18 protein-coding genes are annotated in these 23,608 nt (G+C 66.1%); all 18 read left to right on the forward strand.

The window, feature by feature from the left end; all coding sequences use genetic code 11:
* The 18 genes from ACQE2J_RS03305 to ACQE2J_RS03390 all read left to right on the forward strand — a co-directional run bounded on the left by ACQE2J_RS03305 (nucleotide 1) and on the right by ACQE2J_RS03390 (nucleotide 23,579).
* Nucleotides 1-1,212, forward strand: a complete 1,212-nt coding sequence (locus ACQE2J_RS03305) for a YgfZ/GcvT domain-containing protein (protein WP_426937066.1) — start codon at nucleotides 1-3, stop codon at nucleotides 1,210-1,212.
* 251 nt (nucleotides 1,213-1,463) lie between these two features.
* Nucleotides 1,464-2,828 (forward strand): 4-aminobutyrate--2-oxoglutarate transaminase, encoded by a 1,365-nt coding sequence (gene gabT, locus ACQE2J_RS03310; RefSeq protein ID WP_135540044.1) that lies wholly within the window; start codon nucleotides 1,464-1,466, stop codon nucleotides 2,826-2,828.
* Between the two features lie 111 nt (nucleotides 2,829-2,939).
* Complete coding sequence (locus ACQE2J_RS03315) at nucleotides 2,940-4,439, forward strand: hypothetical protein (RefSeq protein WP_426937067.1); 1,500 nt, start codon at nucleotides 2,940-2,942, stop codon at nucleotides 4,437-4,439.
* Nucleotides 4,436-5,137 carry a response regulator gene (locus tag ACQE2J_RS03320; RefSeq protein WP_426937068.1) on the forward strand — a complete coding sequence of 234 codons (702 nt, stop codon included), beginning with the start codon at nucleotides 4,436-4,438 and terminating at the stop codon, nucleotides 5,135-5,137. The genes ACQE2J_RS03315 and ACQE2J_RS03320 overlap by 4 nt, the downstream gene beginning before the upstream one ends.
* 87 nt (nucleotides 5,138-5,224) lie before the next feature.
* Nucleotides 5,225-7,072 (forward strand): PucR family transcriptional regulator, encoded by a 1,848-nt coding sequence (locus ACQE2J_RS03325; RefSeq protein WP_426937069.1) that lies wholly within the window; start codon nucleotides 5,225-5,227, stop codon nucleotides 7,070-7,072.
* 171 nt (nucleotides 7,073-7,243) lie between these two features.
* Complete coding sequence (locus ACQE2J_RS03330; protein WP_426937070.1) at nucleotides 7,244-8,788, forward strand: diaminopimelate decarboxylase; 1,545 nt, start codon at nucleotides 7,244-7,246, stop codon at nucleotides 8,786-8,788.
* 119 nt (nucleotides 8,789-8,907) lie between these two features.
* Nucleotides 8,908-9,888, forward strand: a complete 981-nt coding sequence (locus tag ACQE2J_RS03335) for a TAXI family TRAP transporter solute-binding subunit (RefSeq protein ID WP_425119872.1) — start codon at nucleotides 8,908-8,910, stop codon at nucleotides 9,886-9,888.
* A complete protein-coding gene (locus ACQE2J_RS03340; protein ID WP_426937071.1) occupies nucleotides 9,885-11,966 on the forward strand; it encodes a TRAP transporter permease in 2,082 nt (693 codons plus the stop codon). Before ACQE2J_RS03335 ends, ACQE2J_RS03340 begins: the two co-directional genes overlap by 4 nt.
* 198 nt (nucleotides 11,967-12,164) lie before the next feature.
* Nucleotides 12,165-14,009, forward strand: coding sequence for an ABC transporter substrate-binding protein (locus ACQE2J_RS03345; protein ID WP_426937072.1), 1,845 nt, complete (start codon nucleotides 12,165-12,167; stop codon nucleotides 14,007-14,009).
* A gap of 127 nt (nucleotides 14,010-14,136) precedes the next feature.
* Nucleotides 14,137-15,285, forward strand: coding sequence for an ABC transporter permease (locus ACQE2J_RS03350; RefSeq protein WP_426937073.1), 1,149 nt, complete (start codon nucleotides 14,137-14,139; stop codon nucleotides 15,283-15,285).
* Nucleotides 15,285-16,268 (forward strand): ABC transporter permease, encoded by a 984-nt coding sequence (locus ACQE2J_RS03355; RefSeq protein ID WP_135540058.1) that lies wholly within the window; start codon nucleotides 15,285-15,287, stop codon nucleotides 16,266-16,268. Before ACQE2J_RS03350 ends, ACQE2J_RS03355 begins: the two co-directional genes overlap by 1 nt.
* On the forward strand, nucleotides 16,268-17,923 hold the full coding sequence (locus ACQE2J_RS03360) for an ATP-binding cassette domain-containing protein (protein ID WP_135540060.1): 1,656 nt from the start codon (nucleotides 16,268-16,270) through the stop codon (nucleotides 17,921-17,923). Before ACQE2J_RS03355 ends, ACQE2J_RS03360 begins: the two co-directional genes overlap by 1 nt.
* Nucleotides 17,916-19,067: a S66 peptidase family protein gene (locus tag ACQE2J_RS03365; RefSeq protein WP_135540062.1), complete on the forward strand. Its 1,152-nt coding sequence runs from the start codon at nucleotides 17,916-17,918 to the stop codon at nucleotides 19,065-19,067. The genes ACQE2J_RS03360 and ACQE2J_RS03365 overlap by 8 nt, the downstream gene beginning before the upstream one ends.
* On the forward strand, nucleotides 19,064-19,864 hold the full coding sequence (locus ACQE2J_RS03370) for a serine hydrolase (protein WP_135540064.1): 801 nt from the start codon (nucleotides 19,064-19,066) through the stop codon (nucleotides 19,862-19,864). Before ACQE2J_RS03365 ends, ACQE2J_RS03370 begins: the two co-directional genes overlap by 4 nt.
* A gap of 142 nt (nucleotides 19,865-20,006) precedes the next feature.
* Nucleotides 20,007-20,318: a DUF3870 domain-containing protein gene (locus ACQE2J_RS03375; RefSeq protein WP_135540066.1), complete on the forward strand. Its 312-nt coding sequence runs from the start codon at nucleotides 20,007-20,009 to the stop codon at nucleotides 20,316-20,318.
* Nucleotides 20,319-20,450: 132 nt separating this feature from the next.
* Nucleotides 20,451-21,608 carry a DUF819 domain-containing protein gene (locus ACQE2J_RS03380; RefSeq protein ID WP_135540102.1) on the forward strand — a complete coding sequence of 386 codons (1,158 nt, stop codon included), beginning with the start codon at nucleotides 20,451-20,453 and terminating at the stop codon, nucleotides 21,606-21,608.
* Between the two features lie 67 nt (nucleotides 21,609-21,675).
* Complete coding sequence (locus tag ACQE2J_RS03385) at nucleotides 21,676-22,881, forward strand: dipeptidase (protein ID WP_135540068.1); 1,206 nt, start codon at nucleotides 21,676-21,678, stop codon at nucleotides 22,879-22,881.
* The gene (locus tag ACQE2J_RS03390) at nucleotides 22,878-23,579 is read left to right on the forward strand and encodes a type 1 glutamine amidotransferase (protein ID WP_135540070.1); all 702 of its coding nucleotides are present in this window, start codon (nucleotides 22,878-22,880) and stop codon (nucleotides 23,577-23,579) included. Before ACQE2J_RS03385 ends, ACQE2J_RS03390 begins: the two co-directional genes overlap by 4 nt.
* Nucleotides 23,580-23,608 lie beyond the last annotated feature (29 nt).

Below are 23,608 nucleotides of genomic sequence, written 5' to 3' on the forward strand. Positions count from 1 at the left end.
ATGACTGATCCTGTGTCGCCGAATGCCGTTCCCTCCGATTCGCCGTCGCCGGAGAACACCGACACCCCCGCCGAGGCGGTGCGCCGGTCCTCGCTCGCCCGTGGGCTGAGCTCGACTGCAGTCCTGGGCGCGGGCGAACTGTCGCAGACACCCATCCACTACGGAGCGTCCCTGCGTGAGCAGCGGGTGCTCGAGGACAAGGACGGCCTCGTCGACCTCGCCCACCTGCGCGTGCTGCGCCTGAGCGGACCCGACCGGCTGACCTGGCTGAACTCGATCACGACGCAGAAGATCGACGCTCTGGCTCCCGGAGTGTCCACCGAAACGCTGGTCCTCGACCCCAACGGCCGCATCCAAGGGTGGCTGAAGATCGTCGACGACGGCGAGGCACTGTGGGCGATCAGCGAATTGGCCACCGATGAGACGCTGGATTTCCTGCGCAGGATGGTCTTCATGATGCGCGTTGAGATCGACGATCTCAGCGACGACTATCAGTGCTTCGGTGCCGTGACAGCGCTTCCTGAGAAGCTGCCGGTGACCCAGCTGTGGGCCGACCCGTGGCCGCACATCGGCCCCGGCTCGGCCTCCTACGCTCAGGTCGACCTCGGCCAGTCCGTCGCCGGCACCGAACACCCGGGGCTCGAGACCCCGTTCGTCATCGGCATCGTCAAACGCTCCGAGCTGCAGGGACTGTCGGTCCGAGACTTCGACATGGCCGGGTTCGACGCCTGGGAAGCGCTGCGGATCGCCGCGTGGCGGCCGGGGAGGAACGAGGTCGACCACAAGGCGCTCGTCGGCGAACTCGACCTGCTGCGCACCGCCGTCCACCTGGCCAAGGGCTGCTACCGCGGCCAGGAGGCCGTGGCCCGTGTGCACAATCTGGGTCAGCCGCCTCGGCGATTGGCCTTCGTCCACCTCGACGGGTCCGGGCACATCGCCCCCGACCCCGGCACCGAGGCGCTCGCGGAGGTCCGTGGGTCCGAACGCGGCGTCGGCACCCTGACCTCGGTGACCGTGCATTGGGAGCTCGGACCGATCGGTCTGGCCGTGGTCAAACGCAATCTGTCACCCGAGGCGCAGCTGAGCTTCGAAATGAGTGACGGCGACCGCGTGGTCGGCGCGCAGGAGACGATCGTCGTGCCCGTGCGCGAACACGAACGGGTCCTGCCTGCGCGGAACAAGGACGTCGACGCCCGCAATCAGCACCGCTGATCGCGCCGGTTCGCGACCCTGATCGACGGGTCTGCGGGCGGCCGCGCGCGAAGCGGCATCCGTGCCGAACCGGGGCGCCGGCGGGCAAGACTGCGCCTCAGCGCACCGCCGCGAAATCCGTCTCAGCGGCGCAACGGATTCCGTACCGAAAACGCTCCGATCGTGATCGTTCGATGCCCTGGGCGTGACGTACTGCTCAGCCTGCGGACGGTAAGTGACAAAAACCGTTGCGAACCCCTATTGTTCCCCTTATGACAGCTTTCGAGATTGGCGGCGAAGCTCTGCCGCAGGAACGTAAAATCGTCACCGAGATTCCGGGACCGAAGTCCCGTGAACTCGAGACGCGTCGCAAGTCTGCCGTGGCGACCGGTGTCGGTTCGAGCCTGCCCGCCTATGTGGTTGCGGCTGGCGGCGGCATCCTCAAGGACGCCGACGGCAACCAGCTCATCGACCTCGGTTCGGGAATCGCGGTGACCACCGCCGGCAACGCGAACCCGCGCGTGGTCGAGAACGCGAAGGCTCAGCTCGAGGCCTTCACCCACACCTGCTTCATGGTCAATCCGTATGAGAGCTACGTCGAGGTGGCAGAAGCGCTCAACCGGCTGACCCCGGGAGACCACGAGAAGCGCACCGTGCTGCTCAACTCCGGTGCCGAAGCGGTCGAGAACGCCGTGAAGATCGCGCGTGCCCACACCGGTCGCGACGCCGTCGTCGTCTTCGACCACGCCTACCACGGCCGCACCAACCTGACCATGGCGATGACCGCGAAGGCCGCGCCCTACAAGGCCGGCTTCGGCCCCTTCGCCGGTGAGGTCTACCGTGCGCCGATGTCCTACCCGTTCCGGGACAACGATGCGGCCGGCACCAAGCTCAGCGGTGAGGATGCCGCCAAGCGCGTCATCTCGATGATCGAGAAGCAGGTCGGCTCCGAGTACGTCGCCGCGATCGTCATCGAGCCGATCCAGGGCGAGGGCGGCTTCATCGTCCCGGCCGAGGGCTTCCTGCCCACGCTCGTCGACTACGCCCGCGAGAAGGGCATCGTCTTCGTCGCCGATGAGGTGCAGGCCGGATTCGCCCGCACCGGAAAGATGTTCGCCTCCGAATGGGAGGGCATCGTCCCCGACCTCGTCGCCACCGCCAAGGGCATCGCCGGCGGTCTGCCGCTGTCGGCCGTGACCGGTCGCGCCGACATCATGGACTCGGTCGGACCGGGCCGCCTCGGCGGCACCTACGGCGGCAACCCCATCGCCTGTGCTGCCGCACTCGGCGCGATCGCCGCGTACGAGGAGGACGGACTGGCCGATCGGGCCGGACACATCGGTGAGATCATCGTCGACCGTCTCACGAAGCTGCAGTCGAAGTACCCCGAGGTCGGCGACGTCCGCGGCCGCGGCGCCATGATCGCCGCCGAGTTCGTCGAGCACGATTCGATCGAACCGAACGCGGACCTGGTCAAGAAGATCGCGGACTACTGCGCGAAGAACGGTGTCCTCGTGCTCACCACGGGAACCTTCGGCAATATCCTGCGCTTCCTGCCGCCGCTGACGATCTCGGACGAGCTGCTCCACGACGCCTTCGACGTCATCGAGGCAGCCCTCGCCGAACTCCTCCCCTAACAATTACTACCTGACGGCGGCCCAGCAACCTCGCGCGAGGTTGCTGGGCCGCCGTCAGGTGTTTTGGAGGGGGCGTTTCTGGTTCGCCGGAACTGTAGCAGAATAGAACGCATGACTTCAGCGATCGACGACTCCGCCATGAGCGCGCCTGGCCGGGTCTGGCGGTTCCTCAGGGGGCCGCGCTTCATCGACCTGCCGATCCGTCTGCTTGCGCTCATCATGAGCCTGACTATTTTCGTGCCCGGGGCGTTCGAAATCGTCGAACCGCGCTATGCGACGTTCCTCGTCGTGGCCTATGCGCTCATCCTCCTCGCCGCCTTCGTGCCGCTGACGACCGTCATCGCCTCGACCGGCCTCGGCATCCTCTTCTCGCCGCTCTACCCGGACCTGGAGAACATGTTCCCCGAGGCGCTGCTGCTGGCCACGGCGGTCCTCATCAGTCGTCGTCGCTGGATCGGCTTCGCCGTCGGCACTGCGGGGCTGGGCGGCTACCTCGGGCTCTCGACCTGGGTCGGATCCTACGACGCGGGCTTCGAGGGGTTCACCGACCTCGGCTACGGATGGCTGACCTACTCGCTCCTCGGACTGTGCGCGAGCTTCGTCGAAGCACGGATCAACCGTGAGATCGCCCGCCGCGAGCGGGCTGCCGTCGACCATCAGCGCAGCCTCGACGCGATGCGGACCCGGTTCACCTGCGACATGCACGACACGATCTCGCACTCCCTGACCACCGAGTCCGCGATCATCCGCACGCTCGCGAAGGAGACCGACCCGGCTCATGCCGACCGGCTCCTCGCCGAACTCGCCCTCGTCAACGCCGAAGCGACCAAACGCCTGCGCCAGCTCGTGAGGAGCCTGAGCACATGGGAGGCTGAGACCAGCTCCGCGGGCACCCGCGACGCCCGCATCCGGTTCCGCGCCGAGGCGGAGCAGCTGACGAGTGCGATCGAGGACGGCTGCGCTGCCGGATCCGTGCCGCTGAACGTGCAGCTCGCGTCGTTGCCGAGCTATTCCTCGAGCACGCTCGCCCGTCATTTCCGCGCGATCCTGCTTGAGCTCGCCACGAATGTCATCCGCTACTCCACCCCGGACACGCCCGCGAGCCTGACCGTCGAAATCCGCGGTGAGAGCGGCGACCGGGCCGAGCTCGTATGCCGCAGCACGAACGATTCGCCGACTGAGCTGACCGTGGTGCCGCGATCGCTGTCGAGCCGCGCGACCGCCGTGGGCGGAACCTGTGAAGTGGGCTCCGACGAGGCGAAGCGCACCATCGTCGAGGTGGCCCTGCCCGTCCGCTTCATGTCGCCGACCGCAACGGCCGACACCGCCGACAAAGCCGACTCCGCCGACAGGGCCGACACCAGCGAAAAGGCCGAGACCAGCGAGATGATCGACGTCATCGACCCTCGATCCGACGCGACCGGTGAGACCCGCTCCGACGCGACCAATGACACCCGACCCGGCGCGACCGCCGAGACCCGATCCGCCACAACCGGCGGAACCGATCGCGAGACCGGCCGCAGGCCCGAAACAACCACCGGTCCCACCACATCCGGCACCGTCCCCGCACGGACCGAGTCGACGGACGACCACGACAAGGTCGACGTTTGACCCCTCCCGTCCCGCACCCGCCCACCGCTGCCGACGTCGAAGCCGCAGCCGCCCCCTCCGTCCTCGTCGTCGACGACGATTCCTGGACGACGCGCGCGATCACTGCGGCGCTGCGTGACGCTGGCGAATTCCGCGTCCTCGACCCGGTCCACACCGGTGAGGACGCCGTCGATGTCTTCGTCGCGAGTCGCCCCGATCTTGTGCTCATGGACGTCAACATGCCGCCGGGCATGACCGGGGTCGACGCGACGGCGGCGATCATCGACCACGATCCGCGGGCCCATGTGGTGCTGCTGACCACGGTGGCGCCGGGTCCGGGGATCGCCCGCGGCCTCGAGGCCGGTGCCCTGGCCGTGCTCAACAAGACCGCGGGCGAGAGCGAGCTCGTCGCGGTCGTGCGTGCCGCCTCGGCGGGGGAGTCGCCCGAACTGCTCAAAGGCCTGGCCGAGGACATCGCCATCAGCGGCGAATATCTGCCCGAGGCTCCGGTATCGGCCCCGCAGCTGACGGAGCGCGAGCTGGAGCTGCTCATCCTGCTCTGCCAGGGCTTCGGGTACGACGAGATCGCCGAGGCACTGGGCCTGAGCATGCACACGATGAAAACGCACTCCCGGAACCTGCGCATCAAACTGGAGGCGAAGAACCTCGCCCAACTCGTCGTCCGGGCCCTCCAGTTCAAGTTCTATTCCCCGGAATAGACCTCCCGCGCCGAGGCGGCCGCCCCCTGTTCCGCAGCAACCGACTCGACCGCGCGGGCCCCACCGGCGGTTGACTACAGTGGGGATATGACCGACACCGCGAGCCCGCGCCTGTCCCGCCTCATCCGGGACACCGAAGGCCTCCTCCTGCCGCTCACCGAGGTGGCCGACGATGTCGTCATCACCCGGGTCGAGTTCGGCTTCGACCTGCCGACGACGAATGAGTCCCGCGCCGAGGCGGCCGATCGCAGCCGCAGCACCGTGGTCTCCTACCGCGGCTCGTATCGGCGCGACCGCGGACCGTGGTCGGGCACCGTCGTCCTCGTCACCGAGGAGGTGCACAGTCGCGCGGGACTGGGCACGGTGTTGGCCGACTATGCGGGAGCAGCGGCACTGGTCCTTCCACCCGGATCCCACACCCACCTCGGCGAGGGTGCGCACACCGCCGACGATGCTCCAGCAAGCGGGGGCGAGGCTCCGGTGCTCCTCGAACGGTCGCCGCACGTGACCTGGTCGGAGGTCCTTGTCCACCTGCGGCAGCTCACGGAAGGTGCGACGAGCGCTCTGGCCTGGCCCGATGCCGACGATCTCAGTTCTCTGGCCGCGGTCATCGCGGATTCCACGGGGGCATCGATCACGATCGAGGACCCGGCCTCGCGTGTGCTTGCCCACGCCAACCTCGGCGATGACATCGATGAGATTCGGCGCGAGACGATTCTGTCCGGGGCCATACCCGGCTGGCGGATCGCCGAGCTCGAGGAGTCCGGCTTCCTCGACACGGTCCGGCGATCGACCGATGTCGTCGAGCGTCCCGCCGCGGGCACATCGCCGGCTCGGTCCGTCATCGCGCTGCGCAGCGAGGGCGAACTCATCGGCACGATCTGGGCGGCCTACCCGGCCGAGCTCGACCCGACTCCGCTGCGGGAGGTGCTGCGCGATGCCGCTCGTGCCGCCCTGCCGGTGATGCTGCGGACGCTGCGGCGCTCACCGTTCGAGAAGCGCATCCGGCGGGAGGCGCTCGCCGCGATCCTCGCCGGGTCCGCCGAACTCGGCCCCTCGGCGACCCTGCTCGCCCTCCCGTTCGCCGGGCACTACTGTGTCCTTGCCTTCGCCGAGGTGGCCCCCGAACGAGAGCCCGTCCTGCGGTTCCATCTGCGGGCCGCTTTCGCCGATGCCGTGCTCTCGCAGGTCGAGTCGGGGACGGGGGAGCATCTTGCGGCTCTCGTGCAGATGAGCGCACCAGCGGATGCCGCGCAGATTCGGAACCGTGTGCTGTCGACGCTGCGGCGTTCGCTGCCGGGTGCTGAGAGGCTGAGCTTCGGCGTCGGTGCTCCGGTCGACCGCCTCGATCGGGTTCATCGTTCCTGGTTGGAAGCCGCATACGTCGTCGATGCCCTGAACAGCGGACAGCACGCGGCCGGCAGTGGTGCTCACGGCGGTGGTGCTGACGGCGGTCGAGCTGACGGCGGTCGAGCTGACGGCGACGCGGACAGGGGCGGTCAGGGCATTGCGAAGGCGAGACGGGGGGAGGGAAGCGCCGAGGCGGCCCAGGCGATCATCGGAGCGACCGTTGAAGACGTTGCCGCCGAGGTCATCGGACTGCGCGTCGCCGATGCCCTGCTCGCTGCCGAGGGCGATGCGGCAGGTGCCGATGACGGAGCCCCGGGTACAGACGTCGGAAGCGTGGTGTGGCCGGCTCGGGCACTGGCCGCGCACGATGCGGCCCACACCGGCAGCCTGCTCGAAACCCTGCGAGTCTATTTCGCCACGGTCGGCAATTCCGCCGAGGCATCCCGCAGGCTGCACGTGCATACGAATTCGCTGCGGCACCGGCTCGGTCGGATCGAGGAGATCACCGGCTTGTCGACGGCAGAACCGGCCGAGCGGCTGTGGCTCGAACTCGCGGTGCTCGCTCACGACCGGGCCGGCGGCTGAGACCCGGCATCTGAAGTCGGACGGTTGTCGACCCGGCGGCTGAGCGTCGCTGGCCGGTCTTCAGTCATGGTGTGAAACCTACAATCGACCTTGGTGAAGTTTGGTGCGGATTTGTCGGTTCCACGAGGTCAGTCGTCCTAAAGTGACATCAGATCACGAACAAAGGACGTCATGCCCCGCAGCCAGCAGCCCATCGCGGACAGTCGCGCACACGCGATCAGAGCGATCGCCGAGAACAGCGCCCCTTCCGCCGCCTCCGAGACCGACCACGTCGGCCTCGGAGCGGCCGGTCTCGGAGTCACCGGCACGCGACCCGCTGGCACGCGACCCGCTGGCACGCGACCCGCTGGCACGCGACCCGCTGGCACCTCCGGCCCCGGAGGCCTCGGGGCCGCTGGTCGCGATGACGTTCCCGCGCTGTCGGATCAGTCGCCCGTGCTCGGACTCGTCGACCTCGACGCAGTGGACGCCGCTTTCGAGCATCTGACTTCTGCTTTCGCATCCGATCGTGAGGTCCTGCACGCGGTGGCCTGCAAGGCTGCGCCGCTGCCGTCACTGCTGCGTCGCTACGCGCAGGCCGGCGCGGGCTGCGAAGTCGCAAGCCCCGGAGAGCTCGAACTCGCGCTCGCCGCCGGTTTCGCACCCGATCGGATCGTCTTCGACTCTCCGGCCAAGACCTGGATGGAGCTGCGTCGCGCGGTCGAGCTCGGGGTCTCGATCAATGTCGACAATTTCGATGAACTCGCCCGCCTCGATACCCTCCTGGGCGACCACAGCTCCGGCTCCGCCTCGGCGAGGATCGGGTTCCGCATCAATCCGCAATCGGGGACGGGCGCGATCGGTGCTCTGAGCACAGCGACCGAGACCTCGAAATTCGGCGTCGGACTCGCCGACCCGGGAATCCGTGAGGCGCTCATCGAGGCTCATCTTCGCCGTCCCTGGCTCAATCAGATCCACGTCCATTCCGGCTCTCAGGGCATCAGCCTCGACAAGGCCGCCGCCGGCATCCGCGCCGCCGTCGACCTCGCCCTGGAGATCAATGCGCGCGCCGCGACCCGCCAGATCACGCGCATCGACATCGGCGGGGGACTGTCGGTGAACTTCGACAGCGAGGACGTCACCCCGACCTTCGCTGATTACCGCTCCGTACTCGACGAGGAAGTGCCGGAGCTGTTCGACTTCGACGTCGTCACCGAATTCGGCCGCGCGCTGCTGGCGAAGGCCGGCACCATCCTCACCCGCGTCGAATACGCGAAGACCACCGGCGGGCGACACATCGCCATGACCCACGCCGGCGTCCAGGTCGCCACGCGCACCGCCTACGCCCCCGCGGACTGGCCGCTGCGGGTCCTGCCGTTCACCGCCGCCGGTGAGCCCAAGATCGCCGAGGCGGTCCCCACCGACGTCGCCGGCCCCGCCTGCTTCTCCGGTGACCTCCTCGTCCGTGATCGTCTGCTGCCGCGCCTCGACGTCGGCGACCTCGTGGCCGTGCCCGAGACCGGTGCCTACTACTTCTCGAACCCGTTCTCCTACAACCTGCTCCCGCGGGTGCCCGTGTACGGATATCGCGCTGTGGTCGGCATCGAAGCAGAGGGAGAAGGCACGCTCCAGTTCTTCCTCATCCGGCAGGGCCAGACGATCGACGACGTCCTAGCCGAGGCGGGCGAGGCGGAGCTGCGGAATCTGGGCCGGAAGGTCGAAGGGAGCGGCGTCTAACGATTCAGCAAACATTCAGGTCAAGTGGCCAAAAGCTCCCTGTGTCCGCATAATCTCTAGGGAGTTCACTGAGTATCCAGCAGAGCAGCTGGTGACGACGACGTACCAGGAAGGACGACATGACATTCCGACGCGCGACCATCGCGGCCATCGCCGCCTTGGCTCTCAGCCTGACAGCCTGCGGATCCGGAGGCAGCGGGGGCGGGGGCGAAACCACGGACGACCTCACCCTCGGCACCGGCGGCACTTCGGGCACTTACTATCCGCTCGGCGGTGAACTCGCCTCGATCTTCGAGGACGACGTCGACGGGGTCACCGTCAACTACGTCGAATCAGGAGCATCGGCCGAGAACCTCGGAAAGATCTACCAGGGCGAATGGCAGATGGGCTTCACCCAGAGCGATACTGCGAACGATGCGGTCAACGGTGAGCTCGAGGACCTGGACGGCACGAAGCTCGACAACATCGGCTGGCTGGCCTCCCTCTACCCGGAGGCCGCGCATATCATCGTCCGCGATGATTCGAACATCAAGTCCGTCGATGACCTCAAGGGCAAGAAGATCGCCGTCGGCGACGCCGGATCGGGAACGCGGGCGATCTCCGATGCGATCCTCGAAGCCGCGGACATCGGCGAGTCCGACTACACCCCCGAGGTCACGGACTTCGGGGCATCGACCGATATGCTCGGCGACAAGCAGATCGACGCGACGATCTTCGTCGTGGGCACGCCGGTCGCCGGTCTGACCCAGCTGGCCGCCTCGACCGACGTCAGGCTGCTCGAGCTCGATGATGACGTCGTCTCGGCGATCGAGGAGTCGACGGGCGCGGAGTCCTATGACATCCCTGCCGAGGCCTACGACTTCCTCGACGAGGACGTGCCGACGGTCTCCGTGTTCGCCGCTCTGGTGGCGTCGACCGAACAAGTCAGCGAAGACACGGCCTACGGGCTGACCAAGGCTGTGTTCGAGAACGCCGACGGCATCACCCTCGACGTCGGCAAGCTCATCGAGAAGGACACCGCGATGCAGGGAATCGGAGACGTCCCACTGCATCCCGGAGCCAAGAAGTATTTCGAGGAAGAGGGCGTCGACCTGCCGTGAGTGACGAGACGACAGCACCCCGGCCGGGGGACTCCTCGGCCGGGACGGCTGCCGCGCCGACGGTGGCGGCCGATCAGGCGAGAGAGAAGGCCCTGCGCGACGTCGACTCCTCGAGTCGGTTCCGAACGGACCTCGGCTGGTGGGCGTGGGTGATCGGCGGTGTCTCCGTCGTCTTCACCCTCTACCACCTCTACGCCGCACTCGAACGGCCGTTCAACACGTGGATGCATTCGTCACTCCACCTGGCCGGGGCGACGGCGCTGATCTTCTTCCTCTACCCGGCCGGCAGGAGGCTCCTCGACGCTCCCGCCACCGGCAACCGCGTCGCTGACTTCCTCATCGGCCGCGGCAGCCGTGTCCCCTGGTACGACGTGCTGCTCGGCCTCGCCGGGCTGTTCTGCAATCTCTACGTCTTCTTCGACTACTCGCGTCTGGTGAGCAACTCCGTCCAGATCCTCGGCTATTCGACTCTCGACTTCGTCGTGGCGATCCTCGGCGTGCTGCTCATCCTCGAAGCCACCCGTCGCTGCGTCGGTCTGCCCATCGTCGTCATCGCCGGGGTTGCGCTGCTCTACGGGCTCTTCGGCAACCACAGCCCTGTCTTCAGGCACTCCGGGCTGAGCGTCGAGGACCTCGCGACGAACATGTTCCTGTCCAACGGCTCCGGCATCTTCGGCACTCCGGTGCAGGTTTCGGCCAACTTCATCTTCCTCTTCCTGTTCTTCGCCGTGATGCTCGTGCACACGAACATCGGTCAGTTCTTCAACGACCTCGCCTTCCGGCTCACCGGACGCTACACCGGAGGACCGGCGAAGGCGGCCGTCGTCGCCTCCGGGCTCCAGGGAATGGTCTCCGGATCCTCGGTGGCCAATACCGTCGCCTCGGGATCGTTCACCATCCCGCTGATGAAGAAGGCCGGGTTCAAGCCCCACTTCGCCGCCGCCACCGAGGCCACGGCGTCGACCGGCGGTCAGATCATGCCGCCGATCATGGGCGCTGCCGCGTTCATCATGGCCCAGAATGTGCCCGACCTCGAATACAACGGCCTCATCGTCATCGCCATCATCCCGGCACTGCTCTACTTCCTCGGTGCGTTCCTGTCCATCCACTTCGAAGCGAAGATGAGCGGCATCCTCGGGATGGCGAAATCCGCCCTGCCGGAAGGTCGCGAACTGCTCAAGCGGCTCGACCTGCTGCTGCCGCTGGTGGTCATCGTGCTCACGCTGCTCTCGGGCATGTCTCCGATCCGCGCGGCGCTGTTCGGCATCGGCACAGCCTTCCTCCTCAGTTTCCTGCGGAAGATGACCCGTCTCAGCCCCAGGGCGCTCGTCAACGTCCTCATCGCGGGAGCGCGCACGGCGCTGCCGGTCATCGCCGCCTGTGCCACGGCCGGCATCGTCGCCGGCACGGTGACCGTGACCGGTCTCGGCGGTCAGCTGGGCAAGGGTCTGGTCAACCTGGCCGGCGGCAACTTCTTCATCGTGCTGTTCATGGTCATGATCGCCTGCCTGGTCCTCGGCATGGGGCTTCCGACAACCGCGAACTACGTGGTCACGGCCACGGTCGCCGCGCCGATCCTGTACAACAACTTCGATGTGCCGCTGATCGCCGCGCACATGTTCGTCTTCTTCTTCGGCATCCTCGCCGACATCACCCCGCCCGTCTGCCTCGCTGCCTATGCGGGTGCCGGCATCGCGGCCGCGAACCCGATGAAGGCAGGAATGACTGCAGTGCGCATCGCGATCGCCGGATTCCTCATCCCCTACGTCTTCATTCTCCAGCCGGCGCTGCTGCTGCAGGGAACCTGGCAGGACATGGTCACGGCCCTCGTGACGCTGTGCCTGGGGATGGTCGGCGTGGCCGCGGGAATGGCCGGCTACTTCTTCGGCGTCACCAACGTGGTGGAGAGAGTGCTGCTGGTCGCCGGCGGGATCGCGCTGGTCTACCCGGCCCTGTGGATCTCGCTCATCGGCCTGGCGGTGCTCGTCGGCATCGCGATCGTGCAGAGGCTGCGCAAGGCCGAGACCTCCGAACAGATCGCCCACCGCAGCGTCGACCGATCGACGCAGAGGGCCTGAGAAGCGGAGAGGGCGGTCGCTCCACGACCGCTGTGGTGTTTGCACAGTCGCTGACAAGCATCTTTGTGTGGTGTTGCGCCGAAAACACGTCACTTCGAACGTAGAGTGATAAGGAACACACTCACCCTGAGTCCGACGAACGACCCATTCGTCCCGGTCGGGGAGTGACAAATGAATCACCGCACGAGCAGAAGGACAATGATGTTCACTCACCACACGCCGCGCAGACACGGCACACTGCGCAAAGGCTGGCAACGATGCCTGGCCGGCGCCGCAGCACTGGCACTGGCCGGGTCGTTGGCCACCGCGCCGGCCCAGGCCGCCACCTCCGAGGCTCCGGCCGACGACAACGTCCTGCGGATCGCCACCGACGGCTTCGTCGATTCGTTCAATCCCTTCACCTCCTTCTATCTGGTCCCGACCAACACGTTCCGGTACATGTACGAGAACCTTGTGGCCAACGACGCGAAGGACGGCTCCGTCACAGAAGGACTGGCCACCGAGTGGACCACGGACTCCGATGGCAAGGTCTGGACGTACACGATGCGACCGGACATGAAGTGGTCCGATGATGAACCGCTGACTTCGAAGGACGTCGCCTGGACCTACAACCAGATGATGGAGAAGGACGAGATGGCGGTGGCCAACGGCAGCCTCGTCGAAAACTTCGAGAAGGTCGAAGCCCCCGACGACTCCACCCTCGTCATCACCCTGAAGAAGCCGCAGGCGAACAACCCCGGCCAGGAGATCCCCGTCGTTCCCGAACACGTGTGGTCGAAGATCGACAAACCCGGCGACTTCAAGAACGACGAGCAGTCGGTCGGTTCGGGACCGTTCCAGCTCGAGTCCTATGAAGCGAACAAGTCGATCACGCTCAAGGCCAACCCGAACTTCTGGCGCGGCAAGCCGAAGCTCGACGAGATTCAGTATCGCTACTACACGAATTCCGACGCCCAGGTGCAGGCGATTCGCTCCGGCGAGGTCGACTTCATCACCGGGCTCAGCCCCGATCAGTTCACTGCCCTCGAGGGGGCGAAGAACGTCGAACTCAACGACGGCCACGGCCGCCGTTTCAACGGCATCTCCATCAACCCGGGAGTCGCCGACGCCAAGGGCAAGGAATTCGGCACCGGCAACGAGGCACTCAAGGACAAGAAGGTCCGCCAGGCCATCCGGGCCGGCATCGACACCGAGACCCTGCGCAAACAGGTCATGCAGGACTACGCGCAGCCGGCCACGAGCTTCATCCCCGCCGTCTACCCGACGTGGGCACTCAAACCCGACAACAAGGTCATCAGCGGCTTCGATGTGAGCAAGGCGAAGAAGCTGCTCGATGACGCCGGCTGGAAGGAAGGTTCGGACGGCATCCGCGAAAAGGACGGAAAGAAGCTCAAGCTGCGCTTCCTCACCGACGCCGACAACCCGATCGAAGAGAACACAGCGAAGTTCATCAAGCCGTGGATGAAGGACATCGGCATCGATCTCGACAACGAATCCACCGATGTCGACACCGTGTCCGAACGCACCACCAAGGGCGACTACGACATGTACTTCTCCGCTTGGTCGATCAACCCCGATCCCGACTACCAGCTGAGCATCAACACCTGCGGTCAGCGCCCCGACGCCGACGGCAACGGCGGCACCACCCAGGACGGTTGGTGCAACAAGGAATTCGACAAGCTGTATCAGGCTCAGCACGTCGAACTCGACAAGGCCAAGCGGGCTGAGCTCGTCCAGAAGGCCCTGTCCATCCACTACGAGGAAGCCCCCTCGGTGACGCTGTGGTACCCGAACCAGCTCGAAGCCTCCCGCTCGGACCGGTTCGACAACTTCACGAAGCAGCCCACGGACGGCGGTGCCATCGCCAACCAGGTCGGCTACTGGGGCTACGCCTCGGTCGAACCGGTCAGCGAAGAAGACGCTGCAGGTGGCGGTGGGCTCGGCGCCGGCGGTTGGATCGGCATCGCGGCAGCCGTGATCGTCGTCCTCGGCGGAGGCGGCTGGCTGCTCAGCCGTCGCAAGAAGTCCGACGACCGTGAATAGTCCTCTCCGCCGAGATCCGGGTGCCGCATGCGATGCGGCGCCCGGAGCCTCGGACGGCACGGCAGACCCGACCGGCAGACCAGCCTGAACGGGGCCGGACGCGGCCCCCATGATCTGGAGCACCACAGTGAGCACACCCACCCACGACGATCCCCAGCCCGGGGAATCCCGACCTGGGGACCCCCGACCCGGGGAATCCCGACCCGGAGGCCCCGCGGCCCCGGACGCATCTCCGGAGAACTCGACGGCCGCCTCGGCGCCGGGATCCGTCGGCACCGCCGACATGGACGAACCACCTGCGGGCGGATCATTCGCCCGTTACCTGCTGGGCAAGATCGGCGGGGCCGCGACATCGATGGTGCTCGTCATCCTCCTCGGCTTCTTCGCCTTCCGCATGCTGCCCGGCGACCCGGTGCTCAAGATCGCCAAGGAACGGCCGATGAGTCCGGCGCAGATCGCCGAACTGCGCAGCCAATACGGTCTCGACAAACCCGTCATCGTCCAGTTCTGGGACTATCTCGTCGGCATCGTCACCGGTGACCTCGGCGAGTCCTACGTCTACCGCAAATCCGTGTCCTCGCTCATCGGCGACTACCTCGGACCGACGCTGCTGCTGACCGCCACCGCAGCGGTCATCGCGATCGCTCTGGGCCTGTGGCTCGGACAGCTCTCGGCCTGGCGGCGCAATTCGCTCTTCGACAAACTCGCCTCCTCGACCTCGCTGGTGTTCTGGTCGGTGCCGACGTTCTGGCTCGGCCTCATCCTGCTCATGATCTTCGGCGGCACCCTGCAGTGGCTGCCCACCGGCGGCATGATCACCCCCGGACTCGACCCGTGGTCGCCCGCCGGCATCATCGACGTCATCAAACACCTCATCCTGCCCGTCATCTCGCTGGTCGCGGTCGTCTACGCGCAGTTCCTCATGGTCATGCGCGCGTCCCTCCTCGAGGAGATGAACGAGGACTACCTCACCACCGCTCGAGCCAAGGGCCTGAACGAGGACGAAGTCCGCCGCAGACATGCCGTGCCCAACGCGCTGCTGCCGACCGTCACCGTCGTCTTCCTCCACATCGGCGGACTCATCGCCGGCGCCGTCACCGTCGAAGCGGTGTTCTCCTGGCCGGGCCTCGGCAAACTCACCTTCGAAGCGATCCGCGGCCCAGACCTGCCGCTTCTGCAGGGCACATTCGTCGTGTTCTCGGCGATCATCATCCTGATGAACCTCGCCGCCGACATCGTCTACCGATTCCTCGATCCCCGCGTCAGGAGGGCCTGATGAGCGCGAACACCCCCGCCGAGGCGGCTCCCGGCCCCTCATCGAACGAACCGAATCCGCGTGGATCGGAAACACGGGGATCAACGCCCGCCATCGACGGCGCCAAACTCATCCGCGAACGTCGGCTCAACAATGCGAAGAAGAACTGGGCGCTGTTCCGCGCGGACGTGCCCGCGCTCATCGGCGCGGTCGTCCTCCTGTTCTTCATCGTCATCGCGGTCGCCGCCCCGATCATCGCTCCCGAATCGATGCTCGACGTCACGAAGCAGCTCGATGCCCCTCGCTACGCCCCACCGAGCCTCGACCATCCCTTGGGCACCGATGGTCTGGGCCGAGAGCTGTGGGTGCGCATCCTCTGGGGTGCCCGCGTATCCATCCTCGTCGGTGTCGCGGCGACCGTCATGTCGATGGTCATCGGCACCATCATGGGCCTGGCCGCAGGCCACTTCACCGGACTGTTCGGCGGCGTCATCATGCGCATCGTCGACTTCTTCATCGTCCTTCCGTCCCTGCTGCTGGCGATCGTGCTCTCCTCCGTCCTCGAACGCGGAGTCCTCACCATCGTCATCGCCATCGGACTGACCTCCTGGGCCTCGACCGCACGGATCGTGCGCTCGCAGACCCTGAGCGTCGAATCTCGGCTCTACATCGAACGGGCGCGCATCCTCGGTGCCGGTCATCGGCATATTCTGTTCCGGCACCTGCTGCCGGCAGTGATGCCGCTCGTGCTCGCGAACACGACGCTGACCGTCGGCGGTGCGATCATCGCCGAATCGACGCTGTCGTTCCTCGGCCTCGGCGATACGAGCAAGGAATCATGGGGAACGATTCTGAAGAACTCGATGGATGTCTCGGCCGCGACCTCCGGATACTGGTGGTACGTGCTCACCCCGGGTGTGGCGATCCTCCTCGTCGTGCTTGCGTTCACGATGGTCGGGCGCGCGTTCGAAGCCATCATCAACCCGGCCCTGAGGAGTCGCTGATGACCGATCTCAGCTTCGAGAACGTCTCGATCACCTACCGCTCCTCCACCGACCGCGGCGATGTCATCGCCGTCAGCGACGTCAGCCTCGACCTGCCGGCAGGGGCCACGCTGGGCATCGCCGGCGAATCCGGTTCCGGGAAGTCGACGCTGATCATGTCGGCCCTGCGCCTGCTGCCGAAGTCGGCTCGGCTGGATGGGCGGGTCCTCCTCGGCGGGAAGGACATCAAGGAGCTGAGCTTCGGCGAGATCCGCGCGGTCCGCTGGGCGCAGGCCTCGATCGTTTTCCAAGGTGCCCTGCATTCGCTCAACCCGGTCCGTGAGGTGGGCAAGCAGATCATCGAAGCCCTCGAACACCATGCGAAGGGCACGTGGACGACTCCGGAGAAGCGCCGGGAGCGGATGTTCGGACTCCTCGATGAGGTCGACCTCGAGAGAGCGAAGGCCAGCGCCTACCCGCACGAACTCTCCGGCGGGCAGAAGCAGCGGATCATGATCGCCATGGCGCTCGCGTGCGAACCGGACATCATCATCGCCGACGAACCGACCACTGCCCTCGACGTCATCGTGCAGAAACAGATCCTGTCCGGACTGGCCGACCTCGTGGCCGACCGAGGCATATCGCTGCTGATGATCAGCCACGACCTCGCCGTGCTTTCGGCCGTCTGCGCGAATCTCGCGATCATGCGCCATGGTGAGCTCGTCGAATACGGGCCCAGCGACGAGGTGTGCCTGCAGCCGCAAGTGGAATACACGAAGCAGCTGGCCGGTGCGTTCCCGCAGATCGGGGACCCCGAATCACGGTTGCATCCGCGCACTCTCAAACCCGCCGAGGTGCACCGGGCCGAACCGTTCGCCATGAGCGAGGAGGTGGTGCTCGAGGCGAAGAACCTCAGCGTCTCCTTCGATACCCGCAGAGGACGGGAACGCGCCGTGCGTGGGGTCGACCTCAAGCTGCGCAGGGCCGAGATCCTCGCCGTCGTCGGCCAGTCGGGTTCGGGGAAGACGACCTTGGCACGGTCGCTGCTCGGACTGCAGGAGGTGGAGCCGGGCTCGCAGCTGGCCTTCGCCGGCTCGCCCCTGCCACGGAAGGCGAAGGCGCTGCGAACGTTCCGGAGGAAGGTGCAGATGATCCTTCAAGATCCTTCGGGGTCGCTCAACCCCAAGCGCAGCGTCTACGAGGCCGTGGTCGAAGGACTGCGGGTGCAGGGGATCAGGGACCGTCAGTACGAGAGGGTCATCGGGGCACTCGAAGCCGCCGAGCTCACTCCCGCCGCGGACTACCTCGAATCGATTCCGCAGGAGCTCTCCGGAGGGCAGCGGCAGCGTGTCGTCATCGCCGGCGCCTTGGCTCTGGAACCGCAGCTGCTCATCGCCGATGAGCCGGTGGCGTCGCTGGACGCCTCGGTGCGCGGAGAGATCCTGTCGCTGTTCCTCGCTTTGAAGAAGAACCTCGGGATGAGTGCCCTCATCATCACCCACGACCTCGGGCTGGCCTGGAACATCGCGGACACCGTGGCCGTGATGAAGAAAGGTGAGATTGTGGAATACGGTGAAGTCGACACGGTGCTGTCGAATCCACAGCACGAATACACGCAGGAACTGCTGGCCGCGGTTCCGCGACTGGGAAGTCAGAGTCTGGTGAGGAATGAGTAGAACGGAAATCTCGAGCTCGTATCTTGAGTCGGCGCCGCTGCAGGCCGGGGACACCGTCCGCCTGATCGCGCCCTCGGGCCCGACCGATGAGGAGTCGCTGCTTCGCGCGATCGCGCAGCTCGAATCCTGGGGTCTGCGCGTCGTGCCTGGTGAGAACATCCGTGCCCGTCACCCGCGGGTGACCTATCTGGCCGGCACCGATCGGCAGCGGCGCGACGACCTCGTCGACGCCTGGTGCGATCCGGGCACCGATGCCGTCATCGCACTGCGCGGCGGCTTCGGGGCGATGCGGCTGCTCGACGGCATCGACTTCGACCTCATGCGCAGGCACATGCGGCGGCGTGACGGTCGGCCCAAGCTGCTCACCGGGTCCTCGGACATCACCGCGCTGCACCAGGCGTGGGAGCATCACCTGGGGGTGGCGACGCTGTTCTGCCCGATGGTCGGCAACGATCCGTTCAAGAATTCGGCCGTCGTGCCCGACGAGGTGGCCTCCTGGCTGTTCGACCATTGGGGCGGCCGCGAACTCGGCTTCCCCGCGGAGGACGCAGACACGGAGAATAGGTCACCATCGGACATTTCTGGCGCCGAAAAGTCTCCGAAAGTGACCAATTTTCTGCCGGACACTGTCGCGGGGGATGCGAATCGTCCTCTCAGCCGGGCGCAGACTCTGGTTCCCGGGCGAGCGCGGGGCCGCCTCGGCGGGGGAAATCTCAGTCTCATCGCCGCAGGCATGGGCAGTCCCGAGCTCGCCGATGTCCGCGACCGTCGGCAGAAGTACGGCCCGAGCGTCCTCATGCTCGAAGATGTCGACGAGGAACTGTACCGGCTCGACAACCTGCTGGTGCAGCTGGTCCGCGGCGGATGGTTCGCCTCGGCCGATGCCGTGGTGCTCGGGTCGTGGGAGGACTGCGCGAAGGTGCACGAGGTCGAGGCGCTGGTCATCGACTACCTCGGCGATGCGGGCATTCCGATCGTGTCCGAGCTCGGTTTCGGGCACGACCCGGATGCGCCCAGCGTCCCGCTCGGTGTCGACGTCACCCTCGACGCTCCGGCCGGTGAGGTGCCGCGGCTGTGGGTGGACCGAGCGGACGGGCATGATGCGGCAGCGAACACAACAGCGGAAGGAGCGGCTCAACGATGAGCGAACTGAAATTCGATGGACTGCCCGGAGTGCGCTTCAGTGCTCTGGCCTTCGACGTCGACAGCGGGGAACGGGTGTTCGCTCACAGAGAGAACGACGAACTCGACACCGCCAGCATGGGCAAGGTCTTCCTGCTCCACACGGCACTGCAGATGTCTAAGGACGGCACGCTTGACCTGGAGGAACGCCTGCACCGCAGGCCGTCGGAACGAGTCGACGAATCCGGGATCTGGTACCTCATGGAGCAGGACGACCTGAGCATCTTCGACGTCGCTCTGCTCATCGGCGCGTTCAGCGACAACTTCGCCACGAACGTGCTCATCCGCCGGGTCGGTTTGGCCAATGTCGCGGAGCAGGTGGACAAGCTCGGGTACCGGAATTCGGGTCTGCACGACTTCCTGCGCTGGCCGCGACCTGCCAAGGCCCCGCGGACCCTGTCGACGGGCACGGCCGCGGAGATCAGTGACTTCATGGCCAGGCATGCCAAGGACGAGTTCTGGGACGAATCGACGAACGAGGTCTTCCGCCGCTGGTTGGGGGCCGGTGCGGACACCTCGATGGTCGCCTCGGCGTTCGACCTCGACCCGCTTGCGCACTACAACTACCAGCGCGACGTGTGGGTGTGGAACAAGACAGGCACGAACGGGACGATCAGGGCCGATGCCGGGATCGTCATGACGCGCACCCGCCGTGTCGCCTATGCGGTGTTCGCGAACTGGGAGCCGGGCACCGACCGCGTCGTCGACGTCATGCCGATCATGCGCGAAGCCGGCGACGCCATCCACCGGTTCCTATGACCGTGACTGCCGTCGATGCGACCTCGCCTTGCAACGCACGACCTTCGTCGTCAGCCGCACGACCCTCGACTGCGTCTGGTCGAAGTTCGACTCCCTCTGAACCACCCCCGGCGCGGAGAACCGTGGGGTAGTCTGGTGGGCGATGTCCGAAACGATCTACCTCACTGGCGAAGCGAAGGCTCCGTCGAACAACCCGATCACCAGCCAGTTCGGTCTGTTCTACGTGGCTTTCGAGATCGATCCGGGCACCCACCGCATCCTCGATGTGGACTGCACGGCGACGTTGGCTCTGACTCGAAACTTCATTCGGAGCCTGTTCGTCGATGCCGACATCACGGACCCCGGTCGACTGATAGAGCGCATCCAGCGCCGCTACCACGGCTCCTCGCAGAAGGCCCTGATCACAGCAGTGAACAACGCCGTGAAGAAGTACCGCGAGGTTGCCGCTCAGTAGCGCGTCCGACCACCGCGATTGCCCGGTCCCTCACCGGACCGGATCCGATCGACAACTGCACATTGCTTCATCCCCGGTGCCGCCGACGGTGTCGCTGTCGGGGTGGACGAATTCAATGAGGAAGTGTCGTTTGTGATCACGGACGGTTATCTATTCATCAGCCTGCTTCTGGCGATCTCCGCAGCGCTCGTCGTTGCGGACCGGAGCGGGCGTTTCAGACTCTTCAAGTATGTGCCCGGCTTCGTCATCCTCTATATCGTGGCCGCGCTGCTCAACACCATCGGCGTCTTCGACCACAACGGCGGGGATATCGACGACGTCGGCGATACTCTGCGCACGGCGCTGCTGCCCGCGATGATCCTGCTCATGCTGTTCAAATGCGATATTCGGCAGATCATCAAGCTCGGTCCGAAGCTGCTGCTGACCTTCGCCGTGACCGCGGCGAGCATCATCGCCGGGTTCATCATCAGCTATCTGATCCTGCACTCCAGTCTCGACCCCGAAGCGTGGAAGGCCCTCGGCGCACTCAACGCCTCGTGGACGGGCGGTTCGGCGAACATGGTTGCGGTGCAGGAGGTCCTCCATGCTCCCGAGGATGTGTTCGGTTACGTCCTCATCGTCGACACGGTGCTCTACTCGTTCTGGCTGCTGCTCATCTTCTCCTCCGTCACGGTCTCCGACGCGTTCAACCGGTGGACGGAGGCCGATATGTCGAAGCTCGATTTCACCGACAGGGTCGACGCGGAGGAGGAGAAGCCGATGACTCTGTCGTCGATGTTCGGGCTCATCGGATTTGCGCTCCTGGCCTCGGCACTGGCGATCCGCCTCGGCGAACTGCTTCCAGAGGTCGGTGTGGTCATCAACGCCACTGCGTGGACGATCCTCATCGTCAGCGTCCTCGGCCTCGTCATCGGATCGACTCGGTTCGGCAAGACCTCCGGGTCCAATGAGCTGGCGACGATCCTGCTCTACCTCATCATCGGCATCATCGCCTCCGGCTCGGACTTCACGTCTCTGGCGGAAGCACCGCTGTACCTGGTGGCCGGAATCATCGTCCTGGTCGTCCACATCGCCATCATGCTCGTCTACGCGAAACTCACTCGCACCGAACTCTTCAGCATCGCCGTGGCCAGCACCGCGAACATCGGCGGCATCGCCTCGGCGCCGGTCGTCGCGGGTGCCTTCAACCGGCAGCTCGTCCCGGTCGGTGTGCTGTTCGCGCTGATGGGCACGTTCCTCGGCACGTTCCTGGGTCTGTGGTCGGCACAGCTGCTCTCTGGACTCGGATAATGGCTTCGACGCAGACCTGCACTCAAGCTCCGCACCTCACTCACGCCTCATCGGAAGGATCAGCATCGTGACCGTAACAGATTCCACCAACGCCGCCGCCGGCAGTTCCGCAGGCGCCTCGAGCAGCGCAGTCATCGACGTCTTCGACGGGCACAACGACCTCGCGTGGTTCCTGCGCGAGGAACGCGACTACAGCGTGGAGGGACTCAACGATCCGTCAGTCTCGCCCTTCACGACGATGGACCAGCTGCGTGCCGGCGGCGTCGCTGCGCAGTACTGGTCCGTCTACGTCCATTCCTCGATCACCGGCGCGGACGCGGTCAAGGCCACGTGGGAGCAGATCGACGCCATCCAGCGCGTGGTCAGCGCCTACCCCGAACGTCTCGCTTTCGCCCGCACCGCCGCCGACGTCCGTGCCGCGCGCGCCGCTGGGAAGGTCGCCTCACTCATGGGCGTCGAAGGCGGGCAGCAGATCGACGAGTCGCTGGCAGTGCTGCGCTCCTACGCCCGTGCCGGGGCCCGATACATGACGCTGACATGGTCGACCACGCATTCGTGGGCCGACTCGGCGACCGACGAACCGCAGCACGGGGGCCTGAGCGAATTCGGCCGTGAGGTCGTGGCGGAGATGAACCGGATCGGCATGATCCTCGACCTCTCCCATGTCGCGCCGAGCGTCATGCACCAGTCGCTCGACCAGTCGACCCTGCCGGTGCTCTTCACCCACTCCTGCGCCTACGGGCTCAACCCGCACCCGCGCAACATCCCCGATGACGTCCTCGACCGTGTGCCAGGCAACGGGGGAGTGGCGATGATGACCTTCGTGCCCTCCTTCGTCTCCAACGCCCGACGCGAATGGATCGACGCCGGAGAACAGGGCGCCGCCCCCGAGGTGGGAGTGGCCGAGGTCGCCGACCACTGCGATTACGTCCGCGAGAGGATCGGCATCGATCACATCGGCCTCGGCGGCGACATCTGCGGAGTCGACGAACTGCCCACCGGACTCGGCGACGCAGGCCAGTACCCGAACCTGTTCGCCGAACTCACCTCCCGCGGGTGGTCGCAGACCGACCTGCGCAAGCTCGGCTTCGACAATGCGATGCGCGTCCTCGACGCGCACGAGGACGCGTACACGGCCTTCCTCGGCTCCGCGGACGAGGCACCGTCGGCGACGAACGGAACGGCCGCCTCGGCGAAGGAAGGCGGAAGCGTCGCCGACACCGCCTCTTCGGAGACGAACGGTCCGGCCGCCTCGGCGGGGGTCGAATCATGACTCGGCTGCTCATCATCGTCAATGACGTCGAATCCCAACCTGGGCTGCTGACACAATGGATGATCAGCGAAAACGTCGAATTCGATCTGCGCATCGGCGGGGTCTCGTCCCTGCCGCGGCCGGCCGACCTCGATGCCTACGACGGGCTCATCATGCTCGGCGGCGGGTACATGCCCGATGAGACGGACCGCGCGCCCTGGCTGACCGATGAGGCCGAGCTCGTCCGGCATGCACTGGACACGGATCTGCCGCAGCTGGGGATCTGCCTCGGCGGGCAGCTCATCGCCCACGTCATCGGCGCCGATGTGCGCGCCCGGACAGGAGCCCCGGAAAAGGGCTATACACGCATCAACACCACCACCGAGGCGGCCGCCGACCCCGTGTTCTCGGAGATCCGGGAGCAGACGTCGTTCGTCGAAAGCCATGTCGATCGGATCGTGGCGCTGCCGCAGGAGGCGACGCTTCTGGCCACGAGCGCGGCGTGTGAGTTCCAGGCCTTCCGGTTCGGCCGGGCGTGGGGGACGCAGTTCCATCCGGAGTCGACTCGGGCGAATATCGAACGCTGGGATGCGCAGAAGCTGGCAGATCTGGGCTTCGACAAGGACACACTGCTCGATGAGGCGCGGGAGCTGGGGCCGGAGAGCGAACGCGATGCCAAGGCTCTGTTTTCGGCATTTCTCACTGTGGTCCGTGATTAGGCATACTAGGCGAGGTCCTGGCCAGAGTC

Source organism: Brevibacterium sp. LE-L (genome assembly GCF_050214925.1).
In the GTDB taxonomy this organism is placed as follows: domain Bacteria; phylum Actinomycetota; class Actinomycetes; order Actinomycetales; family Brevibacteriaceae; genus Brevibacterium.